Below are 26,333 nucleotides of genomic sequence, written 5' to 3'. Positions count from 1 at the left end.
TAGTGCATTGTCGTATTGTCGTATTGTCGTATTGTCTGCCCGGGTCATCTGGGAGCACCTTGATACAAGTCAAATGCAAGTCAACTTGACGGACCAAGGAGCTCAATCGAGACACGGTGCCCTATCGGCGCTACCCCATGCTCACCGGCATCCTGGCGCCCTTGGCACTGGTGGCAGCCTTCATGATGGCCCAGCGGATCGGGACCTGCGTGGCTACGGTCATTGACAGGATGGGCCCGCCCGGCAGGTCGGCATCAGCCTGCAAGCTTTGCGGCAATGCCTGCCACATATTCGCCCTGAAAACGGGCGATCTTGAGCTCGCGTTCATCGGGCTGGCGCGAGCCGTCGGCGCCGGCCATGGTGGAGGCTCCATAGGGCGTTCCGCCACTGGCCTGGGAAATATCGAACTGCTCCTCGATACCATAACCGATCGGCACGATCACCATGCCGTGGTGGGCCAGCGTCGTCCAGGTGGAGGTAATGGTCATCTCCTCTCCACCTCCGGTACCGGTGGACGTGAAGACACTGGCCACCTTGCCGCGCAGTGCACCGCTGAACCACAGCCCGCCGGTCTGATCGAAAAAGGTGCGCATCTGTCCGGTCATGTTGCCAAAGCGCGTGGGCGTTCCCACGATGATGGCGTCAAAGTCGGCCAGTTCCGCAGGGGTGGCTTCCTGAGTATCAAAGTCCTGTTTGCCGCCGGCCTTCTCGTAAGCCTGAGGGTCCATGGTTTCCGGTACACGCTTGAGCGTCACTTCCACTCCCTCGACGGCCTTGGCGCCTTCCGCTACGGCCTTTGCCATGGTGTCGATATGCCCGTACATGGAATAGTAAAGTACCAGAACCTTAGTCATGAACTGACTCCTTGCTGTAATGGAAAGCTGTGATAGATAGCTGTTGTGGATATCAGAGGGTGCTCATAGGCAAATGGCCAAAACACCAGCTTTCAAGATAGACGAGTTAACGGCTGAAAAAAGCGAAGGTTTTCGATGCCTTGATGCGATTTTCTCGATAGAACTCGCCCAGCCAGTGATATGTGCCCGGCTTGCGCTCTTTCTTCCTTGTCGCTATTAATAGAGAACGTTGATTCAATGGGAGGCACAGTCATGACGATTTTCGAAGCGCTACGCCAAGACCACGAGATTCAGCGAGACTTGCTCAGCCAGCTGGTTGCCACTCAGGGTGCCAGCGAGGAACGCGATACGCTTTATAAAAGAATACGCACAGAGCTGCACTCCCACGCCGCAGCCGAAGAGCGGGCGCTTTACATACCCATGCTGGAAGTTGACTTGACTCAGGAAAAGGCCCGTCACAGCATCGCCGAGCATCACGAAATCGATGAATTGCTCGAATGCCTGGATGAGACTGACTACAGCGCCACCAGCTGGTTGACCCACGCCAAGCAGCTTCAGCATCTGGTGACTCATCATCTCGATGAGGAAGAACAGGAAGCATTCCAGCTAGCCGGGCGTGGCATTGCCGACGACCAAAAAACAGCGCTGGCCGACGAATACCAGCAAGAAATGCAGCGACAACGAGATGCCTGAATGTTAAACGATTGGCTGGATGCAGCCTTGGGTGGCGATGAGACCAGCGTCTTGAGCGGCAACTTGCCCTTGGGGCGTTATTACTCCCCTGCCCCGGGCATTCTGGAACTTATCCCTACTCAACCACGCCCTGACGCACACGCCTGTATCATTTCCGCCGCCATTCACGGCAATGAAACCGCCCCGGTGGAGCTTGTCGGCGAATTGCTGGCAGGGCTTGAGGCCGGCACACTTTCTCTAGGGGCGCCGGTACTGATCATTCTGGGCAACCTGACAGCGCTGGTGAACAACGAACGCTTTATTACCACTAACCTCAACCGTCTTTTTAAACGCGGTCTTGAAGATGTTGGGGAGGAACCCAACCGCGCTCGGGAACTCATGGCGGCCGTGGATACATTCTATCAATCACATGTCGGTTTTCCTGCCCTGCACTATGATCTGCATACCGCCATTCGTGAGAGCCGTTACCCGCGCTTTGTGGTTGAACCGTTTGCCGAAACGCCTACTCAGCCTGAGCAATGGCAATGGCTGGCCGCGGCCGACATCCAGGCCGTCTTGCGTCAACATCAGCCCAGCTGGACGTTTTCTCATTATTCGCGACACTACCACGGCGCCCAATCGTTTACTCTTGAACTCGGCCGTGTTGCGCCCTTCGGCGACAATGACCTCCAGTCTCTCCAGCCCTTCCTTGGGCTATTAAAGGCCTTGGTAAAAGGGGAGCCGCCCGCCACCGCAGACCCCCAGAGCATGGCGTTCTTCCAGGTGACCCACGAGATAAGGCGCCATTCAGTGGACTTTCAGCTGTGTTTTTCCGAGGCTATTCCCAACTTTACGGCGTTTCCACCAGGTGCCTGTCTGGCTTGGGATAGTGCGACAGGTGAGTTTCGTGTGGAGGGAGCACCGCTCCATGTGGTATTTCCCAACGCTCGAGTGGCGCTTGGCGAACGCGCGGCACTGCTGGCAACGTCTACCACTAAAGTCGAATAATCAAAATGCTACCGTTGACGCCTCTCTGACGCCATGGCTGTTAGAATCGCCTCCTTTTCGCGCCAACCACCCGTATTGGAGCCTATGTCATGGCCGCTACGCCTATTCCCCTTGAAGTGCGCAACATCAAGAAGCGCTTCGGCGAGACAGAGGTGCTCAAGGGTCTCTCACTGAAAGCCCATAAAGGTGATGTCATCACCTTGATCGGAGCCTCGGGATCAGGCAAGAGCACTTTTCTGCGTTGCATGAATTTATTGGAACAACCTGATGAAGGCGACCTGCTGCTTCACGGAGAAGAAATTCGCTTCAAGCAGACGCGTTACGGCCGCGAACCAGCGGACTGGAAACAAGTGGTACGCATGCGTGCCAAGCTTTCCATGGTATTTCAAAGCTTCAATCTCTGGGCTCATATGACGCTTCTGGAAAACATCATAGAAGCTCCGGTTCATGTGTTAGGCCAACCTAAAAAAGAGGCTATCGAGCACGCTCGCGCCCTGCTCGAACGTGTCGGGTTGACTGCGCGTGCCGATGCCTACCCTGCCCAAATGTCAGGTGGGCAGCAACAACGCGGTGCCATCGCCCGCGCCTTGGCGATGAATCCCGAAGTGATGCTATTTGATGAGCCTACCTCGGCCCTTGATCCGGAACTGGTCGGGGATGTGCTCAAAGTCATGCGCGACCTTGCCGATGAAGGCCGCACCATGGTGGTGGTCACCCATGAGATGGGGTTTGCTCGCGATGTATCCAGCCAGGTGATTTACCTGCACCAGGGGCTCGTCGAAGAAGCCGGCCATCCCAAGGAAGTACTCAATAACCCTCAATCCCCGCGCCTGAAACAATTTCTGGCACCTAAATACTGACTCCTGCGAGGCTTAGCATGCTCGACCTGCAAGGTTACGGCCCCCGCCTGCTCGAAGGTGCCGGGGTCACTATCCAGCTGGCGCTGTTGTCACTGGCGCTGGCACTGGTATTGGGGCTTGTTACCGCCAGCGCCAAGATGTCCCGCAACCGGTTGGTCCATGCAACCGCCACCGTTTACACCACACTGATTCGGGGTGTACCGGACCTTGTGCTGATGATGTTGTTATTTTTCGGCGGCCAGATGGGGGTCAATGTCATCAGTGACATGCTCTACGATAATTTTGGGATAGATTATTACATCAGTTTCAACGCCTTTGCCGCCGGGGTGCTCACCATTGGTTTCATCTTCGGCGCCTACATGGGAGAAACCTTTCGGGGCGCCTTCATGGCGGTGGATAACGGCCAGATAGAAGCTGGCCGTGCCTATGGCATGAATAACTGGCTGCTGTTTCGCCGCATTCGCTTTCCGCAAATGATGCGCCACGCCCTTCCCGGGCTTTCCAACAATTGGATGGTGCTGCTAAAGACCACCGCTCTGGTCTCGGTCATCGGTTTGACCGATATGGTGCGAGTAGCTGCAGAAGCATCACGCGCCACCCATGAACCGTTTGTTTTTCTGCTGCCGGTGGCCGCGGCCTACCTGGTGATTGCAAGCGTCTCCGAATGGATCTTCGCGCGGCTACAAAAGCGCTACAACATCGGCTTCGGAGGGCACTGACATGCTGGACATTTCCACCTGGTTCAACGATATTCTAGCCGGCAACCTAATCTTTACCGCCCAAACCCTGGGCTATTATTGGGAAGGCCTGGTAACCACCACCCAGCTGGTATTTCTATCCCTGGTAATAGGCCTGGTAATGGCGGTGCCACTGGCGGTACTACGCGGCTCGAAGCATCAATGGATTCGTCTGCCGATTTATCTTTACACCTATGTGTTTCGCGGCACACCGCTGCTGATTCAGCTGTATATCATTTATTACGGCGTGGTATTCGTCGACGGTATTCAGGAATCTTTTCTTTGGCCGTTGCTGCGTGAAGCCTTCTATCCCGCACTGATTGCCTTCACCTTGAACACGGCGGCCTACACCACGGAAATTTTTCACGGCGCCATCAAGGCTACCGCCCGCGGCGAGATTGAAGCCGCGCGCGCCTATGGCATGTCACAGAATCTGATGATGCGCCGCATAATTCTCCCCAGCGCTTTTCGGCGGGCGCTGCCTGCCTATGGCAACGAAGTGATCTTCATGCTGCACGCCAGCGCCATCGCCAGTGTGGTCACCCTGATGGACCTGACCGGGGCGGCCCGTTTCGTCTATGCACGGTATTACGCGCCTTTCGAAGCCTTCCTGTTCGTGGCGGCAATTTACCTGTGCCTGACCTTCGCGATCCTGTATTTTTTTCGCTTTCTGGAGAAAAAATTGCTGGCACACCTCAGGCCACTCAGCTGAGCCGAGCGCGCCTGGCTCAAACAAACGTTGGTTCCGCGTTAACCAAATACTTTGCCTCGCTCGCATCCTGGGTTAGGTTAATGCTGATCACCATCAGGTGAACCTCTCTCGACAGGAGTCAAATAATGAAGAAGTTGTTGACCGTTTCTCTACTCGGCCTGGCAATTGCCGCCACCACCGCTCAGGCACGCGATTATGATCATGTACGTATCGGCGTCGATGTTCCCTACGAGCCGATGGAATACCGTACTCCCGAGGGTGAGCTGACCGGGTTCGACATCGACCTGGGTAACGAGCTTTGCGAGCGGGTCGGGGTGACCTGCGAATGGATCGAGCAGGAGTGGGATGGCATCGTTCCCGGGTTATTGGCGCGTAACTACGACGCTATCATGTCGTCGATGACCATCAATGATCAACGCCGCCAGACCGTGCTGTTTTCCGACCCTTACTTCACGCCGCCTTCCGCCTGGTTCGCTCCGGCAACCAGCGAACTGGAAGAAACCACCAAGGAAAGCCTCGAAGGCAAGACCATCGGCGTGCAACGCGGCACCCTGCAGGACAATTACGTCACTGACATGTATGGCAACGTGGCCGATATCAACCGCTACTCCACCGCTGATGATATGGTGCTGGATATGGAAGCCGAGCGCCTGGATATCGTCTTTCTGGACTACCCCGTAGGAAAAGCCACCTTGATCGATAGCGAGAACCGTGACTATCAAGTGGTCGGCGAAAAGATCACCGAACCCAAGGAGTACTTCGGTGACGGTTTCGGCATCGCCTTCCGTCAGCGCGATGAAGCCTTGGCCGAGCGTTTCAACGAAGCCCTGGACGAGGTGCAGCAAGACGGCACCTACGACGAAATCCACCAGAAATATTTCGGTGAGGAAGAATAAGCGCCTAGCCCCTTCAAATTAGCTATTTCGTACTTGTTCTGCCATACAACAGCCCGCTTCAGCCAAGTTTTGAAGCGGGCTGTTCGAGATATTCCAAAGCGCTCACTCCTGCAGCACGTACCGCCCCGGAGCATCGTCCATTGGTTGATAGCCAAATTTCGGCGCCCCCATGGAGGGTGGCGACGTGGTTTCACCACTGGAACGTTCCCTCAACCAGGCTTTCCATTCAGGCCACCAGGAACCTCGGCGCTCTGGAACAAATTCTCGCCAGGTGTTGGGATCCACGTAAGATGCATCGCTAGGCGTATCGGCAATTTGATAGACACGATGGGTTTTTCCCGGCTCACTGACGACGCCGGCATTATGCCCGCCACTGGTCAAGATAAAGGTAATGTCCGTGTCTGCCAGTAAATGAATAGTATAGACGGAGCGCCAAGGGGCTATATGGTCGGTGCGAGTGGCCACCGAGAAAAGCGGTACCTGAATATCGCTTAACAACACCGGGTGGTTGTCTACCCAGTAGTTGCCTTCAGCCAGTGCATTTTCGAGATACAGCCGTTCCAGATATTCCGAATGCATGCGGTAGGTCATGCGAGTGGCATCGGTACTCCAGGCCATCAGATCGAACATCGGCAGCTGCTCTCCCATCAAGTAAGACTTCACCCAAGCGGACCAGATAAGGTCATTTGAGCGCAGGAACACGAAGGTACCGCGCATCTGCCATTTGTCCAGATAGCCCTGCTGCCACATCAAGTCCTGCAAAAAGCTCACCTGACTTTCGTCGATGAACAGTTCCAGCTCGCCGGGCTCTTCGAAATCCGTTTCTGACGCAAGCAGGCTCAACGAGGCCAGACGATCGTCCTTGTTACGTGCCATGGCGGCGGCCGCAATCGACAGCAAGGTTCCTCCCAGACAATACCCCACGGCATGAACTTTCTGATTCGGAACCACGGCATTGACGGCGTCGAGGGCCTCCATCACGCCGAGGCTGCGATAATCCTCCATCCCCATATCGCGATCTTCAGCATCGGGGTTCTTCCATGACACCATGAACACCGTGTATCCCTCCCCCACTAGCCAGCGCACCAGGGAATTATCCGGTGAAAGATCCAAGATGTAGTATTTCATGATCCAGGCAGGAATGATCAGCAAAGGCTCTGCTTGAACCTTGTCCGTGGTGGGGCTGTACTGAATCAGCTCCATCAAGCGGTTGCGGTAGATAACCTTGCCCGGCGTCACCGCTACCGTTTCGCCGGGACGGTATTTCTCGGCGCCGACCGGTCGTTCACCCGCCGAAAGGCGCCGCGCATCTTCCAGGAAATGCAAATAGCCACTGACGAAATTGCTGCCCCCGGTTTCCAGAGCCCGCTTTGTCACTTCGGGGTTGGTCAATGGCGAGTTGCTCGGTGAAAGTCCGTCAAGGATTTGCCGAAACACGAACTCCACCACATCCTCGTGGTGCGGTGTGACGCCATCCACATCCACGGCGGCGTTGTACCACCATTGCTGATTTAACAGAAATGATTGGTAAATGACATTGTAGGGCCATTTCTGCCACGCCTCACTCTCGAATCGATCATCCTCGGGCAGGGGTTCAATACAAGGCTTGCATCCTTCGCCCTGTACAGCGCTAGGTAAAAATCCCCATAGCCGGGCTGCTTTGCGTGCCATTTTGACACCCAGCTGGGCCTGTTTTCCCGGGGAGAGACTCAAGTGCCAGGCCCAATCGCTGAAGGACTGCATGAGAGCCACCGGCGAAACCCCACCCGTCATTCGGCCGAGGGCGGCATGTGCCGTTCGGTCGGTGACACTAAAAATATCGCCTTCACCCTTGGCCTCCCATTGTCCGCCACTGGCCGCATGGCGGCGCTTGCGGAGAGGCAGCTCCGATGTCACTGGCCGCGGCGCCAAGGGACGTTTAGACGCACCGGTTTCTTCGCGACGTTTCGGCCCACGCTGGGTGCCTTTACCTTCATTGGTGTCTTGCATCCTTTCCTCCCTCAAGCAGGGTCTCATTCACACAACAACTGCAATGCATACTCCAGCATAGTTGAGAGCGTCGTATTGGAAAGTCCGTATCGCATGAGTCCAGAGCCTACGGCTGGCTGACGCTTTATTTTGTAAGACCAATTTTTTGTAAGACCAACGGTTTGGACTAGACTTGAATCACATCAATACATAGCACTGCGTTACAAAAGCAGAACTTTAAAAACAGTTTAAAATGGAGCCTTTCGCTTCGTTGCTGAAAAAAGGAGAAGACCGTGAGCAACGCAAGTTCGAATAAGCGTGTGGAAAATAAAGTAGTTTTGGTCACTGGTGGCGTATTTGGCATTGGCCGCGCTATTTCCCTGCTATTGGCACGCGAGGGAGCCAAGGTGGCGGTCACGGATATTCAGGATGAAGAAGGTAAAAAAGTCGTTGAGGAGATCAACAACGCCGGTGGTACCGCCGAGTATTGGCACCTCGATACGTCCAGCGAAGAACAAGTGAAAAACGTATTTTCTGAGGTGGCCGACACCTTCGGCAGCCTCAATGTTCTGGTCAACAATGCGGGGATCTCGGGACCCAACAAGCCGACGCATGAGGTAACGGCTGAAGAGTGGAACAACCTCATGGCGATCAACGTCAACGGGGTATTTTTCTGCACCAAGCACGCGATTCCTTTCATGCAGAAAGCCGGGCAAGGCAGCATCATCAACCTGTCTTCGATCTACGGCATTGTAGGGGCTGCCGACCTTCCGCCCTACCATGCCTCCAAGGGGGCGGTACGGGTGATGAGCAAGAACGATGCGCTCTTCTATGCCAAGGATAATATTCGCGTCAATTCGATTCATCCAGGGTTTATCTGGACACCATTGGTGGAAAATTTGGGCAAGGAATCGCCGGAAGGGGTCGAGGCATTTCGTAAACAACTGGATGCGCTACACCCCATTGGCCATGTGGGCGAACCAGACGATATCGCCTATGGCGCGCTGTACCTGGCGTCAGACGAGTCCAAGTTCGTCACCGGCAGCGAACTGCTGATTGATGGTGGCTACCTGTCTCGATAGCCGCCCAACAATCGCGGTGAAAGGTCAGCTGTAGACCCTGCGGTTGAGCGCGTCACGAAACGCCGAGCGAACCTTGTTGCCGCGCAGGGTGGCGCCGCTGTAGCCGTCGATGTCCTACGCCATCTTCGCCCTCCACGAACCCGAGCGTCAGGGCCAACCTAACCAAAGCCCTGCCGCCAGCAAAGCAAGAGTCACCAGCAACACCACCACGTTGAGCCCCATCAAAGGCTCGAGACGCGACCGATCTTTCAGTGCCCCAGGCAGTTGCCAGGCCAGCCAAAGCGCACCAGGAAGTGTTAGCCAGGACAACATGGCTGCCACTGGTAGCCATCCGGTCAGCACGGCCAGTCCTGTCACTGCATAGCTCCCAAGCAGCATCACGACCACCAGCCAAGCGGCGCGGTGCAGTCCAATCGCGATCGGCAGGTGCCGGCGCCCAATATGTCGGTCAGCCTCGCTGTCCGGGAACTGATTGAGCAGCAACAACTCGCTTACCAGCAGCCCGACCACCACAGATACCATCAGTGCCGACAAATCGACTCGGCCACCGAGCGCTATCAGTGCGCCCAGAGTCACTGCCAAGCCGAATCCCACTCCCGGGGCCAGCAGGCAAAGCCATGCTGAACGCGTGATCCAGCGCGTATAGGTAACGACGAGCACCAGCCCGATAGTCCCGAAAGCCAGCACCGGCCAACCTCGCACCCAGAAAAAGTAGCCCCCGATAGCCACCACGCCAACTAGCGCTGCCACCCCCGCACTCAATACCGCCGGTGCTGCCGTGGGTTCGGCTGGCAGAGCGCCGCTACCGCCTGAAAATGGCGTGCGCTGTGTTATCTGGTCGAGCCCCGAATGGAAGTCCTCGTATTCGTTAAGCAGGTTGACGGCAGCATGAGCCAACAACCCGCCCACCATGACTAACACGATCTCCAAGGGAGCCAGCAAGATAGGCTGGTGCACCGCCAGCAAGATTCCCAGCAGGGCACAAAGCGGGGCCAAGATCAGAAATCCGGGCCTTGTTGCCTGAAATACGGTCTGCATTGTCATCATATCGGACGACTCCGAGGCGAGCTTTTTGCACCATGCAGCCAATCCTGAAACCGGTGAGATCAAGCGGTTTCTCACCGGCCCAGTCGGCCAGGAAATTACCGGCGTGATCATGACCCCCGACCAACGCACCCTGTTCGTCAATGTCCAGTACCCCGGCGCAAGCACCAGCGCCGAAGCCTTCGCCAGTGGCGAGTTATCCAGTCATTGGCCCGAAGGCGGACAGGCCCTTCCCCGCTCGGCCACCTTGGTCATCAGCCGTGAGGACGGCGGTATCATAGGCGCTTAAAGATGGGCGCCTAAAATAGCAGCCTAGGCCTACTCGAAGCTGAAGCGCGGCGCGGAAGCCTCCGGCAATAAAGCGGCGCAGCGACGCACCTTCTCCAGAAGCTCACCATGGGTGGGCGCCACCAGGTTGATATGGGCCAGCTTTCGACCGAGGCGCTCACTTTTGTCGTAACGATGCAGATGGGCATCGGGTAACGCCAGGATGTCAGCGCTGTCACCTTCACGACCGATGACATTGACCATGCAGGTCGGTGCCAGTGCGGCGGTCTGGCCCAGGGGCAGACCTTGAATGGCACGTAAATGATTCTCGAACTGGCTGGTGACGGCACCGTTCTGCGTCCAGTGGCCCGAATTATGCACCCGAGGTGCCATCTCGTTGGCCAGAAGTCCGCCATCAGGCGTCTGGAACAACTCCAGCGCCAGCACGCCGACGTAATCCAGTTCATCGAGCAAAGACAGAATATAGCTGTCGGCGGTTTGCTGAACGCCTTCGTCCAGATCGGGCAGCGGCGCCAGGGAGTAGCGCAGAATACCGTCCACATGGACATTTTCCGCCATGGGATAAAACACCACGTCGCCATCGCGGCCGCGCACGGCGATCATCGAGACCTCACGCACAAAATCGACGAAAGCCTCGACGATCAGCTTGGAATGCTTGATCTCGGCCCAGGCCTGCTCGGCCTGTTCGGGCGTCTTGAGTACCGCCTGCCCCTTGCCGTCATAGCCTTCGGTGACCGACTTAGCCACTACCGGGCAACCCAGTTCAAGGGCTGCTGCTTTCAGCTGCTCGGCGCTTTCCACCACCCGATAGGCCGGGGTGGGAATGCCCAGGCGCTCGAACAACGTCTTTTCTTCCACCCGGTTCTGGCATACCGCAATCGCACGGCTGCTTGGATACACCGGCTTGCGCGCTTCGATCTCGCGTACCAGCTCGACGGGCAAATGTTCGAATTCGTAGGTCACTAGGTCCACCTGGTCGAGAAAGGTCTCGAGCTGGGTGTTTTCCGGGTCGACAATCACCTCCCCAATGCCCACGCTGGGGTTGCCAGTGGTGTCCAGAAACGTGAACCGATTACCCAGAGGATAACCGGCCAGTGCCAACATCCGGCCCAGCTGGCCAGCTCCCAATATGCCGATATTCATGGTGCTATCCTCATTGCGGTTCAGGCTCATTGTGACTCGGGGGTGGGACGCGGGTCCGGGTTATCAAGCACGTTCTGCGTCTGCTCGGAACGAAACGCCTCGACGGCCTCGCGCACGGCCTTATCATGCAAGCCGACGATCTGCGCTGCCAGAAGTCCGGCATTGGTGGCACCTGCCTTGCCAATCGCCAGCGTGCCCACGGCAATGCCTCCCGGCATCTGAGCAATCGAGAGCAATGAATCCAGTCCCTTGAGCGCCTTGGACTCCACCGGCACACCCAAGACAGGAAGCGGCGTTTGCGAGGCCACCATCCCCGGCAGGTGCGCTGCACCACCGGCACCGGCCACAATCACCTGAAGGCCACGGTCGGCGGCGGATTTGGCATAGTCGAACAGCAAATCCGGGGTGCGATGTGCCGATACCACACGGGTTTCATAGCTCACGCCCAGACGCTCCAGCATGGCGACGGCATGTTCCATTACCGGCCAATCCGACTTTGACCCCATGATCACACCCACCTTGGGCGAGCTGTTCGACGACATCCATAACTCCTCGGCCAAGCGGCCAATCGAGAAAACGCGGTGCAATGACACCCGAAAAATAAGGCGCACAGTCTACCAGAGCCAGCCATTCGCAGGGCATTTGCCTCGGCAATGAAATTTTCATCATTTTTCCATTGAAAATGCGCTGCGATTAGCGGCATTCTGTGCCTGTCGCAATTGCCTATTGGAGCACCATGAGTACGGCACATTCGTTCGCTGGCACGGATCTGGTTGATCCTCCGCGAAGCAGCCCTGACCTCGACGTCAGGGAACTGGAAAAACGCACGCGCTTGATGCGCATTCTTACCCGGCTGATTGCCGCCTCGGAATTGGGAAGCCGTGAAATCGCTCAGCGTGCAGGCCTTCCCGTGCAGAAGATTAGCGACCTGCTATCCGGTCGCCTGGAACATTTGAGCCTCGATGAATTGCTCATCCTGCGCCGCACCATCGAACCGGAGCTCACGCCACCATAAGACCAGTGCGACGTTGCTATACCCACCTATCTCGAACGACAAGCGCGCCTATGGCGCGCTTGTTATTCTGTGCCTTGAATGGCCTAGACTGCGGATTGATGAAGCCTAGCGCTTTCAAATTTCGCGTTGTTCAAATTCCTTGGCCGCCTCGATCGCCTCCTGTTGTGTTTCATGTTCACTGACCACCACCTCGTTTTCGGGCTCCGTTTCATCTATCACATGCCAACCGATCACGTTCTGATGCAGATCGTCGGCCTCATAGATAGGCTCGATACGGGCTTGTTTATTGTTCGCCTTAGGCATATTGACTCCTGTTAAAATTCTGTCTCGATAAAAGCACGTAGTCACTTCTCACCTTAGCCAAGTCCGCTGGTCTTGCAACGCCGCTTGCCACTCGATCCAATTGCCACTCGTCCCAAGAGGCATCGAGTTGATAGCAGACTCGACCCTTATGCTATGGCACCATACGCCTTGCCTGACCAGCCCCGAAACTGCCTGACTAGCCCCGAAACCTCGCGAAGGAACCGCCATGCTCAGCACTGCCGCCGCTCTTACACCCGGTTTCATGGTCATCCATGGCAACCGCATGGAAGACCTGCGCGGCCTGGCGGTGGAATGGATGCAGCGCCATCCTCTCGGCCCGCTGGAAAACGAGACCATCCTGGTACAGAGCAACGGCATCGGCCAGTGGCTGAAACTGGCGCTGGCCGAAGACGCGGCCCAGGGCGGGGCGGGTATCGCCGCCGCACTGGATATCAGCTTGCCGGCACGCTTTCTGTGGCAGGCGTATCGCTCGGTGCTCAACGCCCATGAAGGTGGGGGCGAAACAGACGCCGTGCCCACCACCTCGCCCTTCGACAAGTCTCGCCTGGTATGGCGATTGCTGCGCCTGCTGCCGGAATTGGTCGAACGCGAAGAGTTCGCTGCGCTGCGCCAGTTTCTGGATGGTGATAACGACTTGCGCAAGCACCATCAACTCGCCGAGCGCCTGGCCGACCTTTTCGACCAATATCAGGTCTATCGCGCCGACTGGCTGGAAGTCTGGGCCGAAGGACAGGACACCTTGCTCGGCGCCCATGGCGAACCCAAGCCCCTGGACGATGCTCAGCGCTGGCAACCGGCGCTGTGGCGGGCTGTCTGTGAAAGTGTCGCCAACGACATCGCCCAGGATGACATTTCTTCGAGCCGTGCCCAGGTGCATCGGCGCTTTCTCGACGCCACCCAGGCATTCAGCGCGTCTCAACCTCCGCCCGGCCTGCCGCGCCGGGTGATCGTGTTCGGCATTTCCTCACTGCCCCAGCAAACCCTGGAAGCCCTGGCCGCCATCGCCCGCTTCAGCCAAGTGCTGCTGTGCGTGCATAATCCCTGCCAGTATTACTGGGCCGATATCATCGAGCACAAGGAGCTTTTGAGAGCCACAAGTCGTCGCCAACGGCGCAAGAGCGGTATGCCCGAACGCCTGGATGTGCTGGGCGCAGGCGATGGCGAAGCCGATCTGCACCTGCACGCCCAACCGCTGCTGGCGGCCTGGGGCAAGCAGGGGCGCGATTACCTGCGCCTGCTCGACGAACACGACGACGCCGGTGCCTATCAGGGGTTGTTCGAACATCAGGCGCTGCGTATCGATCTGTTCGAACCCTTCGTCGATGAGTCGGACAAGCCCCGCCTGCTGCATCAACTGCAGGACGACATCCGCGAACTGCGCCCCTTAGCGGAAACCCGCGAGCACTGGCCGAACGCTGATCCCCGTCAGGACGCGTCCATCGTGTTTCATGTCACTCATGGCCCCCAGCGCGAAGTGGAAATACTCCACGACCAGCTGCTCGCCGCCTTTAGTGGCGACCCCGAGTTGCGCCCCCGAGACATCATCGTGATGGTGCCGGATATCGACCAGTATGCCCCGCATATACGGGCGGTCTTCGGCCGGCTCGAACGCGACGACCCGCGCTATATTCCCTTTACGCTTTCCGACCAGGGTAGCCGCCACCGTTTACCGCTGTTGATTGCCCTGGAAACCCTGCTGCGCCTACCCGAACTGCGCCTGTCGGTGAGCGAGCTTCTGGACCTGCTGGAGGTACCTGCACTGCGTGCACGCTTCGGTATCCAGGAAAGTGACCTCCCGACTCTCGCGCGCTGGATTCAAGGCGCCGGCATTCGCTGGGGGCTGCACAGCGGCCAGCGTCACAACCTGGACCTGCCTGAGGGCATGGAACAGAACACCTGGGCGTTCGGCCTACGCCGTTTGCTGTTGGGCTACACCCTGGGCAATGCCGGAAGCGGCGCCTGGCAAGGCATCGAGCCTTTCGATGATATCGGCGGCCTGGAAGCCGCCCTGGCCGGCGCCTTGGCCGGTTTGCTCGAAACGCTGGAGGACTGGTGGGAAAAGCTTCAGAGCCCGAGCGATGCCCAACAGTGGGCACAGCGCTTGCGCGGTCTACTGGAAGCTTGTTTTCGCGCCGAGGACGCGCGCGACAGCCTGATGCTGACCCAGCTCGAAGACGCCCTGCAACGTTTTCAGGAAAGCACCGAGGAAGCCGGGCTAGTGAATGAGCTGCCGCTGGCCATCGTCCGCGAACATTGGCTGGAACAGATCGATGAGCACAGTCTCTCCCAGCGCTTCATGGCCGGGGCGGTCAACTTCGCCACCCTGATGCCGATGCGCGCGATTCCCTTCAAGCGCGTCTGCCTGCTGGGCATGAACGACGGCGACTACCCCAGAAGCCATCCCCCGCTGGATTTCGATCTGATGAACGTCGACTACCGCCCCGGCGATCGCTCGCGCCGCGAGGATGACCGCTACCTATTTCTGGAGGCCTTGCTTTCGGCGCGTGACCAGTTCTATCTCAGTTGGGTGGGACGTAGCATCGTGGATAACTCCGACAAGCCGCCTTCGGTGCTGGTCGGCCAGCTGCGCGACCATCTCAAGGCGGGCTGGCGAGACAGCCAGGCAGATGCAGACGCCGGGGAAGCGTTGCTCGCGGCCCTGACCACCGAACACCCCTTGCAGCCGTTCAGCCGTGTCTACTTCCCCAGCCCCGCGCAACACGCCGCTTGCGATGTCGCCGCCCAGCGATTGATCACCTATGCCCATGAATGGCGCGAGGTACACAGCGATCCTCTGGTACTCAGCGACCTTCCGAATAAGCTTTCGCAAGACGCGGAAACCGAAGGCCCTCTGGCCGCTTTCGAGCAGGATAACCCCCTGACGCTGAGCCAGCTGGGCAATTTTCTGCGCGACCCGACCAAGGCGTTTTTCACCACCCGGCTCAAGATCTACCTCGAACAGCAGGATATCCTGAGCCTCGACCAGGAACCCTTCACCCTGAACGGCCTGGAAAACTGGCAGCTGCAAGATACCCTGATCCAGGCGCAGCGCCACGCCATCGACAACGGCCAGCCGCGTGAGCAGGCATTGCACGACACACTCGAACGCCTGCAAGGCCAGGGTGTATTGGCCATGGGCGCCTTCGCCGAGCGTATGCGCCAGCAGCTCGCCGACCCCATGGCGGCGCTGTTCGAGGACTACGCGAACGCCCTGGAAGAGTGGCCCCATGCCATGGAGGAACCACAGCCGGTGTATTATTCGCACCCCGGCTCGCCACCGCTGGAGGACTGGCTGGACGCCATACGCACCGATAGTCACGGCAACCGCTGCCGGTTGCTGCTACTCAGCAGCAGCCTGATCAAGAAAAAAACCTACCACTGGCATCACTTGCTGCGTCCCTGGGTTTCGCATTTGGCGGGTAACCTGGAAAGCCCCATGACCACGCAACTTCTTTCTAAGGCAGGAAACGTCACCCTGGCACCGCTGGAAGCCGAAGCCGCTCGCCGGCATCTTGAGAGCCTGATCACCACCTGGCAGTCTGGTATGCGCATGCCGCTGCCTCTGGCACCGGCCACCGCTTTTGCCTGGCTGGCCAAGGAAGGCACGCCGGACAGCGATGCCCAGAGCGATGCCTGGCGCGCCGCCGCCAAGGCTTATGAGGGAGATGATTTCGCTTCCGGCGAAGTCGCCCGTAACCCCTACCTGGCGCACCGCTGGCAGCGTTTTTCGGCGCTGACCGAAGCCAACCGTCACCCGGAAAGCCCTGCCGGTCACGATTTTGCCGAATACGATTTCGCCAGCCTGACCCAGCGGTTGCTGGCGCCGGTTTATCAGGCGGTAAAGGGAGGGGGGAAATGAGCGAGATCAGCCAACTCGACCCCTTGAGGTTTCCGCTGCACGGCAGCCGCCTGATCGAAGCCAGCGCCGGTACCGGCAAGACCTTTACCATCGCCTTGCTCTACGTGCGCCTGGTGCTCGGCGCCCGCCATGCCGACGATGAAGCCGCCTATGCCCGGCCGCTTACCCCCCCGGAAATTCTGGTGGTGACCTTCACCAATGCCGCCACTCAGGAGCTGCGTGAGCGGATTCGGGCAAGGCTCGTCGAGGCCGCCGAGGTCTTCCTGCAACCCGAACGCGAGCCCGAAGGTGACGAGCTACTGCTGGCACTGCGTCAGGACTACGATCCGGCCGGCTGGTCGGCCTGTGCCCGGCGCCTGCAACTCGCCGCCGAATGGATGGACGAAGCCGCCGTGTCCACCATTCACAGCTGGTGCTATCGCATGCTGCGCGAGCACGCCTTCGACAGCGGCAGCCTGTTCTCGCTCAACCTGGAAAACGATCAGAACGAACTCGAACAGGAGGTGGTGCGCGACTACTGGCGCAGCTTCTACTACCCCCTGGCGAGCGACGAATTGAGCGTGATTTGCCGTTACTGGGAGTCGCCGGAAGCCCTGCACGCCACCTTGCGAAACCTGCTGCCCGAATGCGCGGCCCTGGGGGCCAAGGCGCCGCCTCCCGACGCGGCCATCGCCACCAGCCAAGCGCAGATAAAGGCACGTCTGGACGCCCTCAAGGCACCCTGGGCCGCCTGGGTCGAGCAGCTTGTCGAGCTATTCGAACAGGCCGCCCAACAGAAGGCGTTCAAGGGGCAGAGCTTCAATGTGAAAAGCCGCAGCAGCTGGCTGGGCGCGCTGCGCGACTGGAGCGCGAGTGAGGCTATCTGGCCAGGCCTGACCCCCGCCGCCTGGAAACGCCTGACCCCCGAGGGCATGGCGGAAATCTGGCTCAAGGGCGAACCACCCGCCCATCCGGCGCTCGTCGCGCTGGCCACCTTGCCCGCCGAGCTCGATGCGCTGCCCGACCCCCATGCCGACTTGCTGACGCATGCGGTGCAATGGTGTCGCAAGCGCCTCGACCACGAGCAGCAACGCCGCGCCGAAATGGGCCCCAATGACTTGCTGCTCCACCTTGGCCGCGCTCTTGAAGGCGACAATTGCGACGCCTTGAGCGAGCAGATACGCCGGCAGTTCCCGGTGGCGCTGGTCGATGAATTTCAGGACACCGACCCCGTCCAGTACCGGATTTTCGATTGCGTCTACCGCATCGGTGAAAACCGGCCCGACAATGGCGTCTTTCTGATCGGCGACCCCAAGCAGGCGATTTACGCCTTTCGGGGCGCCGATATTCACACCTACCTGCAAGCACGGCGCGATACCGCCGGGCGCCATGTCACCCTGGGCACCAACTACCGTTCCTGCGCGGCCATGGTGGACGCCGTCAATCACTGCTTCAGCCATGCCGACCAGCACCCCAGCGGGGCCTTTCTGTTCAAGGAGGAAGACGCCTCCAACCCGGTGCCCTTTCATGCGGTAACCGCCAAGGGGCGCAAGGACTCGCTTACCCTGGACGGCAAGCCGCTGGCGGCCATGACCCTGTGGCAGCTGGACGCCGATGAGCCCCTGGCCAAGGGTGCCTATCAAACGGCCATGGCCGAACGCTGTGCCTCCTACATGGTCGAGCTGTTGGCTCAAGGCCGTCAGGGTCGGGCCGGTTTCACCGGCGAGAAACAATTCCAGCCGCTTGCCCCTTCGGACATGGCGGTGCTGGTCAACGGCCTGGGTGAGGCGCGGGCGATCCGCCAGGCACTGTCCCGTCGCGGAGTGAAAAGTGTCTATCTTTCCGACAAGGACAAGGTATTCACCTCCCCCATCGCCGCTCAGCTCGAGTCCTGGCTACGCGCCTGCGCCGATCCCAGTGACGACCGCCTGTTGAGAACCGCCCTGGCAAGCCCGGCATTAGGGCTAGATCTGGCAACCCTGGATGCCTTGAGCGGTTCCCAGGAACAGGACGACCTGGCCTGGGAAGCGCGGGTCATGCAATTTCGCGGCTACCATCAGCTGTGGCAACGCCAGGGAGTGTTGCCGCTGGTACGCCGCTTGATGAACGACTTCGCGGTTCCCGCACGGCTGCTGGAAAGCGGTGCCTCAGGCGAAGGCGAGCGCGCCCTCACCGACCTTTTGCATCTGGGGGAGCTGCTGCAGCACGCCAGCCAGGAACTCGACGGCGAACATGCGCTGATCCGCTTTCTGGCCGAGGCCATCGCCGATCCGACAGGCCAAGGCGACGCCCACAAACTGCGCCTGGAAAGCGATGCCGACTTGGTGCAGGTGATCACCATTCACAAGTCCAAGGGGCTGGAATACCCGCTGGTGTTCCTGCCGTTCATCTGCAATCAACGCCCCACCAAGGCGAGCGATTCACCGCTGCGCTGGCACGATGCCCAGGGCCGGTTGCAAATCAGCCTATCGGCCGATGAACAGACAGTGGCGATTGCCGACCGCGAGCGCCTGGGCGAGGATCTGCGCAAGATTTACGTGGCCCTGACCCGCGCCCGCCACGCCACTTGGCTGGGCATGGCGCCGCTCAAGGGGCTGGAAGACAGCGCCATCGGCCAGATGCTCAACGACGGCAAGCCCATCGCGGCAGACAAGTTCGGCGAGGCGCTGGCCGCGCTCAAGGGAGGGGAAGACAAGGCCTGCGGCGCCATCACTCTCTCAGCGGCGCCTCCCGTCACGGCACAGCGGATCGATCTCAGCCAGGACGACACTCTGCTGGGCGACGCCCTGATTCCCCTGCGCCCCGCCCGCGAGCATTGGTGGATCGCCAGTTACTCGGCATTGCGGATTTCCGCCTCGCTGGAGCCCGCCACCGCCCAGGAAGCCAATGTTTTCGAAGTGCTCGAAGAGCCCCAGGACAGCAGCCGTTACCCCGGGCCGCTCGCGCCCACGCTGCATCGTTTCCCCCGCGGCCCCGGCCCCGGCACTTTCCTGCATGGGCTTTTGGAATGGGCCGGCCGCCAAGGCTTCGCTCAGGTGGCAGGCGACCCCGCCGCACGCCGCGACATGCTCGCCCGGCGCTGCCAGCTGCGCGGCTGGACCCCGTGGCTCGCCACCCTCGATGGCTGGTTCGAAGCCCTGCCGGCCACCCCCCTGCCGCTGCCCGGTGTGGCGGATGGCGCTTCGCTGCAGCTGCGCGAACTCAGCGCCTACCAGGTGGAAATGGAATTCTGGTTCGCCTCGCACCGGGTCGACACGCGAAAGCTCGATGCCATCGTCAGCACTCACACCCTTTCGGGGACGCCACGCCCGTCGCTGGATGCCGATACGCTCAACGGCATGCTCAAAGGCTTCATCGATCTGGTATTCGAATACCAGGGCCGCTATTACGTGGCCGACTGGAAGTCCAACCACCTGGGCGTGGATGACGACGCCTACCGCCGGGCCGCGATGCTTACCGCCATGGCCGAGAAACGCTACGACCTGCAGTTCGCGCTCTATTTGCTGGCGCTGCATCGTTTGCTCAAGTCGCGCTTGCCCGACTATGACTACGACCGCCACATCGGTGGCTCGCTGACGGTATTCCTGCGCGGTACCAACCAGCCCGAAAGCCGCGGTGTCTATGCCGAGCGTCCGCCTCGGGCGTTGATCGAACGGCTCGATGCACTGTTTCAAGGTCAGGCGTCGCTTCAGGGCCGGGAAGAGCTCACGGAGAGAAGCGCATGAGAGACTTGTTCGAAGGCCTGGATGAGCCCGTCGTGCCCCACCCGGCATTGAACAGCGTCGATGAACTCTTCGCCCTGCTCGAACGCTGGGTGGAGCGCGATTGGTTGCGGGCGCTGGACCGTGCGCTGGTGGTTTTTCTGCATCGCGAAGTGCAAGACGCCCCGCCGCTGTTGTTACTTGCCGCAGCGCTCGCCAGCCATCAGCTGGGGCGCGGCCATGTGTGTCTGGACCTTGCGACCACGCTGGCCGCCCCGGACCTGGCGCTTTCGCTGCCCCCGGAAGGTGACGACCTCAACGACCCACCGCCGCTGCCCAGCCAAGTGCTCGGCAGCCTGACCCAGCAAACCTGGCAGGCAGCTCTGGCACATCCCGTCCTGATCGAGCATGGCGTTTCCGAAGGCAGCGGTACCACGCCATTGGTGCGCCGGGATATCGCCGGCACCACCCGGCTTTATTTGCGCCGTTACTGGCAATACGAGCAGGATATTCGTGGGCAGATCAGTACCCGGCTTGACCAGCCCTCCTGGACGCACTCCCCTACCCAAGCCAGCTTTTCAAACGTCTTGCCGGCGGCGCTGGAGGCGTTGTTTCCCTCGGCCCAGGCTGAGGCGCTCGACTGGCAGAAACTCGCCTGCGCCCTGGCCTGTCGTTCGCCTTTCGCCGTGATCACCGGCGGTCCGGGCACCGGCAAGACCACTACCGTGGTCAAGCTATTGGCCCTGCTTCAGGCATTGCAGCTGGGCGAAGAGGAAAGTGAGCGCCCACTGCGCATCAAGCTTGCCGCGCCCACCGGCAAGGCCGCGGCACGCCTGAACGAGTCCATCGCCAAGCAGGTCGAGGAGCTTGATTTACACAGCCTGGCAAGCCTTGGCGGCAACACCTCAGGGGTAGAGCAAGGCGTCGACCGGCTGCGCCAGGCCATTCCCACCCAGGTCAGCACCTTGCACCGATTGCTCGGCTCACGCCCCGATACCCGCCACTTTCGCCACCATGCGGGTAACCTTCTTCCACTGGATGTCTTGGTGGTCGATGAGGCCTCGATGGTGGATATCGAGATGATGGCCGCCCTGCTCAATGCCTTGCCGTCTCGCGCTCGGCTGGTACTGCTGGGTGACAAGGATCAGCTCGCCTCGGTGGAAGCGGGTGCCGTGCTGGGCGATCTATGTCAGAACGCAGTAAGCGCTCGCTACACCCCCGACACCTGTACCTGGCTCGAACAGATGACCGGCACCACGATTCCCGCCGCCTATCGGGCGAAAGACGGCCAGGCGCTGGACCAGGCCATTGCCATGCTGCGGGTCAGCCACCGCTTCGATGCGGACAGCGGCATAGGTCGCCTTGCCCAGGCAGTCAATCGCCCCTTGGATGAAAGCCACAGCCCAGCGGATAAACGCCGGGCGGTGCGCAAGGTATTTCAACCCGACGAGCAGCATAAAAGCTACGTGGATATCAGCCAGCTGCGCCTCGAAAATGCGGACGATCCGGCGTTGGCGCGGCTGGTGGTCAACGGCAACCCCGGCGGCTTTCCCAACCATGGGCAAGGGCGGCATGATCGCAAGGGCTCGTTACTTTCTCCCCCTACCGGCTACCGCCACTATCTGGAAACCTTGTCCGCCAAGCGGCCGCCGCCATTGGCAACGCTCGAACACCAGCGCCCATTGTTCGACGCCTGGGCACTGGATGTACTGAAAGCCCACGGCAGTTTTCAGCTACTCTGCGCCCTGCGCAAGGGCCCTTGGGGAGTGGAAGGACTCAACCCACGTATCGCCCGAGCCCTGCGCCGCGCAAGGCTGTTCGAAGCCGGCGACCATGAGCTCGAGCACGGCTGGTATGAAGGCCGCCCGGTGCTGGTCACGCGCAACGATTACAGCCTGGGCCTGATGAATGGGGATATCGGCATCAGCCTGGCGCTGCCCAACCCTCAAGCGCCTGCCCGCAAGCTATTGCGTGTGGCCTTTTCCGCCAACGACGGCAGTGGACGCATCAAGTGGGTATTGCCCTCGCGCCTACAGGCGGTGGAAACCGTTTTCGCCATGACCGTGCATAAGTCCCAAGGCTCGGAATTCACGCATACCGCCCTGCTGCTCCCCGATGCCCCCAACCCTATTCTCACCCGTGAGCTGGTCTACACTGGCATTACCCGCGCGCGCCACTGGCTTTCGCTGGTAGAAAGCGGGCGCGGCATGCTGGATGACGCCGTTACCCGTGAAGTCACCCGAATCAGCGGCCTGGGGCAGCTGTCATCCACTACCGGCTAGCGGCGGCTTCTGAGAGAGGAAAATCGATGAAAACAACCAACCGTGGGGGTCGTTTGCCGACGCTTGCGACAGGCTTGGCATTGCTGGCGTTACTGCTTGGCGGATTATTGATAGCCGGGGCCGGGCCGGCCTATCGGCTGGAGCTATTCACGCTGGGAGAGGCCTTCAATACGCTGCGCTTCGGGGTTTACGCCACTATTGGCGCCGCTGCAATAGGCCTGGTCGCACTGCTTATCGCGGCGATCTGTCGCCGCACGGCACCGGCGCTACTCAGCGGGCTCGCCATTCTCGGGGCTATTGCCCTATTGAGCGTACCTTGGCAACACTGGCAGCGTGCCCAGGCCGTGCCGCCGATCCATGACATTACCACCGATACCCAAGACCCGCCCGCCTTCGAGGCACTGGCTCAGGCGCGGGAAGAAGCCCCCAATGCAGTGGACTACCCCGGCGAGGCCACCGCGCGTCAGCAGCGCCAGGCCTATCCGAATGTCGAACCGTTAGTGGTGCAAGCCTCGATGGAAACGGTACTTGGTGCCGCACAGGCGGAAGTCGAAAATGCCGGTTGGCAACTAGCCGCCGTCACCGACGACAAAATCGAAGCCACCGCCACCACGGCCTGGTTCGGCTTTCAAGACGATGTGGTCATACGCCTGACCCAAACCGACGACGGGGTACGTGTCGACATGCGATCCGCCTCGCGTATCGGCCGTAGCGATATGGGAACCAACGCCGCGCGTATCAAGGCATTTCTGGAAAGACTGGAAGAGCGGTTGGCGTGAAAAATCGAGCTAGCCCCACCGTCATGAATGGCCCGGAGGGAATATTAAAAATTTCTGCTTTACCATCTTGCTTGCAGGGCCAAAGACTATTTGTTTTTCAGATATCTTTTTCCAAGCTGGAATCGGCACATTCCAGATGCAGATAAAGCGCATCGAAATCCGCATACTCTTTCATGCCATTCCAGTCATCAATGTGAAACTTCTTATTCTTGAAAGTAATTAGTCCTTCTTTAAGAAGCCTCTGCATCACCCTGTTGGTATGTACTTGCGTGATACCTATGGCCTCGCCAAGTTGCGCCTGTGTCAAAGGTAATTCAAAACGATGGTCATCCGTCAAACCGGCGGCACGCGCACGTATAAGGAGCTCACAGAGCAAATGTGCCAGGCGTTGATCGGAGGAGCGCAGGCCTAGATTGACCAGCCATTCCTGAAGAATTGATATATCGATCAATGATGTCCAATTCAGGGATTGAGCAAGATGCGGATGATTTTCATAGATATTATAAATTTCATGATGGGGTATAAAACCGATCTTTGAAGGAACCAGAGCGGAAATAGTATGGTCCATCTTCTTGGCCAATGTCGTATGGAGGTTGCAGAAATCCCCTGGAAGCTGGTAATTGAGCACCTGCTTTTTTCCAGCATGGTTATTTCTGAAGCGACTCACCCACCCTTCCATCACAAGGTAAACGTGCTTGGGGGATTCACCTTGCCGGATAATGTCTTCATCCCTAGCAAAAAACTTCTCACTAACAATGGCCTTCTCAAGAATTTTAATTTCTTGAGAAGTATGCTCCTGAAAATTCTGCAGCTTATTAACTAGGCACCTTATATTTTTAATAAATTTCTCACTTCATAATCTTATAATCTTATAATCTTATAATCTTATAATCTTATAATCTTATAATCTTATAAACTTATAAACTAATAAACTAATAAACTAATAAACTAATAAACTAATAAAAAATCCTAACTCAGATTAGGATAGCAGGCAATCGAATGCTTCGCATAATTACAAAAATAAAAAAATAGCCCAACCTTTACAAAGGCTGGGCTACCACCTCGTCGCTCTTCCATGCGGCGCCGTCCTGGCTTGTCTTCCATGCAGTGCCGTCCTGGCTTGTCTTCCATGCAGTGCCGTCCTGGCCTGTCTTCCATGGCAGCCGTCCTTGGCTTGTTCCGATGTTACTGCTCCGTGGAAATTAGTATCCCAAGCTACCGAACACCCTCACATTAACTTTAATCAATTTCTGAACGATAATTTTCTTGCAATGTGTAGATCAGCTAAATCTTGAAATCACCCTGGGAATATTTTCAGGCACCCTTTCCCTCCTCATCCAAGGTGAAATTGGGCGGGTCACTGGCAGGAAAGGACTCTTCACTGGCTTCGTCCAGTTCACGCTCCCTTCGGCGTGCCGCTGGTTCATCTATGGGGAGCTCGGTATAAGAATTCCTTTTCGCGCGCCCATCAAGCGTCGTCGCACACCCGAAAGTCGTCAAGGCGATGTGTTAGCCTTGAGTGAAGCCATAGAGCAATGACCATGAGGTAAACCATGCTTAGTATCTCCAATACGGTGGAACTGGCCGATTGGGAAATCGACATCAGCCAGATCCGCGCTCAGGGAGCAGGCGGACAGAACGTCAATAAGGTCGCCTCTGCCGTGCATCTGCGTTTCGATATTACACATTCCAGCCTGCCGCCCTTCTACAAGGAGCGCTTGATGGCATTTTCCGACCAGCGCATCAGCAAGGAAGGCATTATCGTGATCAAGGCACAAAGCTTTCGTACGCTGGAATTGAATAAAGAAGATGCGCTGGCACGGCTCAAGACACTCATCCAGAGCGCCGTGAAGGAACAGAAAGTCAGACGTCCCACAAAACCCACCAAGGGCTCTCAACGCCGACGCGTGGACAAGAAAACCCAAAAGGGAAAGACCAAGGTATTACGCGGCAAGGTATCTTCCTGAACAGGTTTGTGGGTCTTGAACAGCAAAACGCCCGATAGCGGTTAAGCATATCGGGCGTTTTCAGGTGGCTCGCTGCCGGCTCTTTCAGGCCTAGCCTGGCGTATCCTTGTGTCGGCTGCTGAGAATATGGTGGAGACTATTGCATTCTCGCACCATGGGATCTTCGAAGTTGACGCGAATTTCCGAGCGCGCCAGTACATGGCTTTTACCGGTAATGGTATTTTCTACCACGGCATGGCTGTTTTCTTCGTGCACGGCCACAAATTCCCCGATAAAACCGGTATCCCTCAGGGACACGGTTTCAAGCTTGTCCCCCGGTTGAATCAGCCCTTGATAGTTCATCAAGGCCAGGCGTGCTGAAGTACCGGTGCCCGTGGTACTGCGACAGATCACCCCCGGGTGAACGTAAGTGGCTGAACGTGAGCGATAAAAGCCTTGTCCCACTTGTGCAAGCGGCCCCATGAAATGCAGAAACGGCAAGGGACCGACATCACCTAAGGTGTAGTGGGAAAACCCGCTTCTGGCCTGAATCGCTTCGACGATTGCATGGGCACACTTCGCCAGGCGATGCTCTTCTTCCCGGATCAGGGAGAAACCCAGCTGGGTGGCATCCACCATGGCGTAGAACCCGCCGCTGTAGGCGATGCTATAGGTCACCTCACCAATCGAGGGCACGTGAATGGTGGTCTGATAGGTATCAATGTAACTGGGCAAGCCGCCACAGGTGATGGTCTCGACCACCCCGTTTTCGACATGCGCTTCGATATGTACCAGGCCGGCCGGGGATTCCAGCATGAACTGCTGGTTGCCTTCCTGTTTTGCAATCATGCCACTTTCCAGCAAGGCCGTAGCGGTACAGATGGTATTGGAACCGGAGTAGATCGGATATCCCATCACTTCCATGATGATATAGCCCGCCTGGGCATCCGGATGCGTGGCGGGAACGATCAGGTCCACCGACATCTCGGGAAGCCCGTAGGGCTCATTGAGTAATAATTTGCGCAGGCCATCGGCGTCATCGCGCAGGTATTCCATCTGTTCGCGCACCGTGGCGCCGGGCAGAGGGTCGATACCCCCGGTGACGATACGGCTGACATCGCCGCCGGCATGGGTTTCCATCACCTGGAGGATCAGCTCGTTGCGCATCACGTTGTCTTCTGCCT

22 protein-coding genes are annotated in these 26,333 nt (G+C 58.5%); 14 read left to right on the top strand and 8 right to left on the bottom strand.

Annotation, left to right across the window (positions count from 1 at the left end):
* Positions 1-254: 254 nt before the first annotated feature.
* Positions 255-854, bottom strand: coding sequence for an NAD(P)H:quinone oxidoreductase (gene wrbA / locus GPM19_RS04920; protein WP_160417778.1), 600 nt, complete (start codon positions 852-854; stop codon positions 255-257).
* A 252-nt stretch (positions 855-1,106) separates the two neighbouring features.
* Between wrbA and GPM19_RS04915 the strand changes: the two genes are divergently transcribed.
* From GPM19_RS04915 to GPM19_RS04890, 6 genes are all read left to right on the top strand, one after another.
* Complete coding sequence (locus tag GPM19_RS04915) at positions 1,107-1,547, top strand: hemerythrin domain-containing protein (protein ID WP_160417777.1); 441 nt, start codon at positions 1,107-1,109, stop codon at positions 1,545-1,547.
* Positions 1,548-2,534, top strand: a complete 987-nt coding sequence (locus tag GPM19_RS04910; RefSeq protein ID WP_160417776.1) for a succinylglutamate desuccinylase — start codon at positions 1,548-1,550, stop codon at positions 2,532-2,534.
* Between the two features lie 89 nt (positions 2,535-2,623).
* Entirely contained in the window at positions 2,624-3,394 is a 771-nt protein-coding gene (locus GPM19_RS04905; RefSeq protein ID WP_160417775.1) for an ABC transporter ATP-binding protein, read from the top strand.
* Between the two features lie 17 nt (positions 3,395-3,411).
* The gene (locus tag GPM19_RS04900) at positions 3,412-4,113 is read left to right on the top strand and encodes an ABC transporter permease (protein WP_160417774.1); all 702 of its coding nucleotides are present in this window, start codon (positions 3,412-3,414) and stop codon (positions 4,111-4,113) included.
* Position 4,114: 1 nt separating this feature from the next.
* A complete protein-coding gene (locus GPM19_RS04895; RefSeq protein WP_160417773.1) occupies positions 4,115-4,843 on the top strand; it encodes an ABC transporter permease in 729 nt (242 codons plus the stop codon).
* Positions 4,844-4,968: 125 nt separating this feature from the next.
* Positions 4,969-5,739 (top strand): transporter substrate-binding domain-containing protein, encoded by a 771-nt coding sequence (locus tag GPM19_RS04890; RefSeq protein ID WP_160417772.1) that lies wholly within the window; start codon positions 4,969-4,971, stop codon positions 5,737-5,739.
* A gap of 102 nt (positions 5,740-5,841) precedes the next feature.
* Here the strand turns inward: GPM19_RS04890 and GPM19_RS04885 are convergent, their stop codons facing one another.
* Positions 5,842-7,728, bottom strand: a complete 1,887-nt coding sequence (locus GPM19_RS04885; RefSeq protein ID WP_160417771.1) for a PHA/PHB synthase family protein — start codon at positions 7,726-7,728, stop codon at positions 5,842-5,844.
* A 272-nt stretch (positions 7,729-8,000) separates the two neighbouring features.
* On the opposite strand from GPM19_RS04885, the gene GPM19_RS04880 reads away from it, so the two are divergent.
* Entirely contained in the window at positions 8,001-8,789 is a 789-nt protein-coding gene (locus GPM19_RS04880) for an SDR family NAD(P)-dependent oxidoreductase (RefSeq protein WP_160417770.1), read from the top strand.
* A gap of 147 nt (positions 8,790-8,936) precedes the next feature.
* On the opposite strand, the gene GPM19_RS04875 is transcribed toward GPM19_RS04880, so the two are convergent.
* Positions 8,937-9,836, bottom strand: a complete 900-nt coding sequence (locus tag GPM19_RS04875) for a prenyltransferase (RefSeq protein WP_160417769.1) — start codon at positions 9,834-9,836, stop codon at positions 8,937-8,939.
* A gap of 25 nt (positions 9,837-9,861) precedes the next feature.
* Between GPM19_RS04875 and GPM19_RS04870 the strand changes: the two genes are divergently transcribed.
* The gene (locus GPM19_RS04870) at positions 9,862-10,122 is read left to right on the top strand and encodes an alkaline phosphatase PhoX (protein WP_227842161.1); all 261 of its coding nucleotides are present in this window, start codon (positions 9,862-9,864) and stop codon (positions 10,120-10,122) included.
* A gap of 29 nt (positions 10,123-10,151) precedes the next feature.
* On the opposite strand, the gene GPM19_RS04865 is transcribed toward GPM19_RS04870, so the two are convergent.
* Together GPM19_RS04865 and purE are read right to left on the bottom strand one after the other, a co-directional pair.
* On the bottom strand, positions 10,152-11,264 hold the full coding sequence (locus GPM19_RS04865; protein WP_160417768.1) for a 5-(carboxyamino)imidazole ribonucleotide synthase: 1,113 nt from the start codon (positions 11,262-11,264) through the stop codon (positions 10,152-10,154).
* A 26-nt stretch (positions 11,265-11,290) separates the two neighbouring features.
* Positions 11,291-11,806 (bottom strand): 5-(carboxyamino)imidazole ribonucleotide mutase, encoded by a 516-nt coding sequence (gene purE / locus GPM19_RS04860; RefSeq protein ID WP_160417767.1) that lies wholly within the window; start codon positions 11,804-11,806, stop codon positions 11,291-11,293.
* Positions 11,807-12,000: 194 nt separating this feature from the next.
* Here purE and GPM19_RS04855 point away from each other — a divergent pair, with 194 nt between their 5' ends.
* Positions 12,001-12,279 carry an XRE family transcriptional regulator gene (locus GPM19_RS04855; protein WP_160417766.1) on the top strand — a complete coding sequence of 93 codons (279 nt, stop codon included), beginning with the start codon at positions 12,001-12,003 and terminating at the stop codon, positions 12,277-12,279.
* Positions 12,280-12,393: 114 nt separating this feature from the next.
* Here the strand turns inward: GPM19_RS04855 and GPM19_RS04850 are convergent, their stop codons facing one another.
* Positions 12,394-12,582, bottom strand: a complete 189-nt coding sequence (locus tag GPM19_RS04850; RefSeq protein WP_160417765.1) for a hypothetical protein — start codon at positions 12,580-12,582, stop codon at positions 12,394-12,396.
* 226 nt (positions 12,583-12,808) lie between these two features.
* Between GPM19_RS04850 and recC the strand changes: the two genes are divergently transcribed.
* The 4 genes from recC to GPM19_RS04830 are packed head-to-tail and all read left to right on the top strand — an operon-like array spanning position 12,809 to position 23,203.
* Complete coding sequence (gene recC, locus GPM19_RS04845; protein WP_160417764.1) at positions 12,809-16,462, top strand: exodeoxyribonuclease V subunit gamma; 3,654 nt, start codon at positions 12,809-12,811, stop codon at positions 16,460-16,462.
* The gene (recB, locus tag GPM19_RS04840; protein ID WP_160417763.1) at positions 16,459-20,166 is read left to right on the top strand and encodes an exodeoxyribonuclease V subunit beta; all 3,708 of its coding nucleotides are present in this window, start codon (positions 16,459-16,461) and stop codon (positions 20,164-20,166) included. The genes recC and recB overlap by 4 nt, the downstream gene beginning before the upstream one ends.
* Positions 20,163-22,424 (top strand): exodeoxyribonuclease V subunit alpha, encoded by a 2,262-nt coding sequence (gene recD / locus GPM19_RS04835; protein ID WP_160417762.1) that lies wholly within the window; start codon positions 20,163-20,165, stop codon positions 22,422-22,424. The genes recB and recD overlap by 4 nt, the downstream gene beginning before the upstream one ends.
* Positions 22,425-22,450: 26 nt before the next feature.
* Positions 22,451-23,203, top strand: coding sequence for a DUF1499 domain-containing protein (locus tag GPM19_RS04830; RefSeq protein WP_160417761.1), 753 nt, complete (start codon positions 22,451-22,453; stop codon positions 23,201-23,203).
* A gap of 97 nt (positions 23,204-23,300) precedes the next feature.
* Here the strand turns inward: GPM19_RS04830 and GPM19_RS04825 are convergent, their stop codons facing one another.
* A complete protein-coding gene (locus tag GPM19_RS04825; protein WP_319928097.1) occupies positions 23,301-23,960 on the bottom strand; it encodes a Crp/Fnr family transcriptional regulator in 660 nt (219 codons plus the stop codon).
* A 796-nt stretch (positions 23,961-24,756) separates the two neighbouring features.
* Between GPM19_RS04825 and arfB the strand changes: the two genes are divergently transcribed.
* On the top strand, positions 24,757-25,170 hold the full coding sequence (gene arfB / locus GPM19_RS04820; RefSeq protein ID WP_160417759.1) for an alternative ribosome rescue aminoacyl-tRNA hydrolase ArfB: 414 nt from the start codon (positions 24,757-24,759) through the stop codon (positions 25,168-25,170).
* Positions 25,171-25,260: 90 nt separating this feature from the next.
* Here the strand turns inward: arfB and GPM19_RS04815 are convergent, their stop codons facing one another.
* Positions 25,261-26,316, bottom strand: a complete 1,056-nt coding sequence (locus tag GPM19_RS04815) for a proline racemase family protein (protein ID WP_160417994.1) — start codon at positions 26,314-26,316, stop codon at positions 25,261-25,263.
* Positions 26,317-26,333 lie beyond the last annotated feature (17 nt).

Origin of the sequence: Vreelandella zhuhanensis (assembly GCF_009793355.1) — a bacterium.
GTDB classification, from domain to species: Bacteria; Pseudomonadota; Gammaproteobacteria; order Pseudomonadales; family Halomonadaceae; genus Vreelandella; species Vreelandella zhuhanensis.
This window is presented reverse-complemented; position numbering and strand designations above follow the sequence as displayed.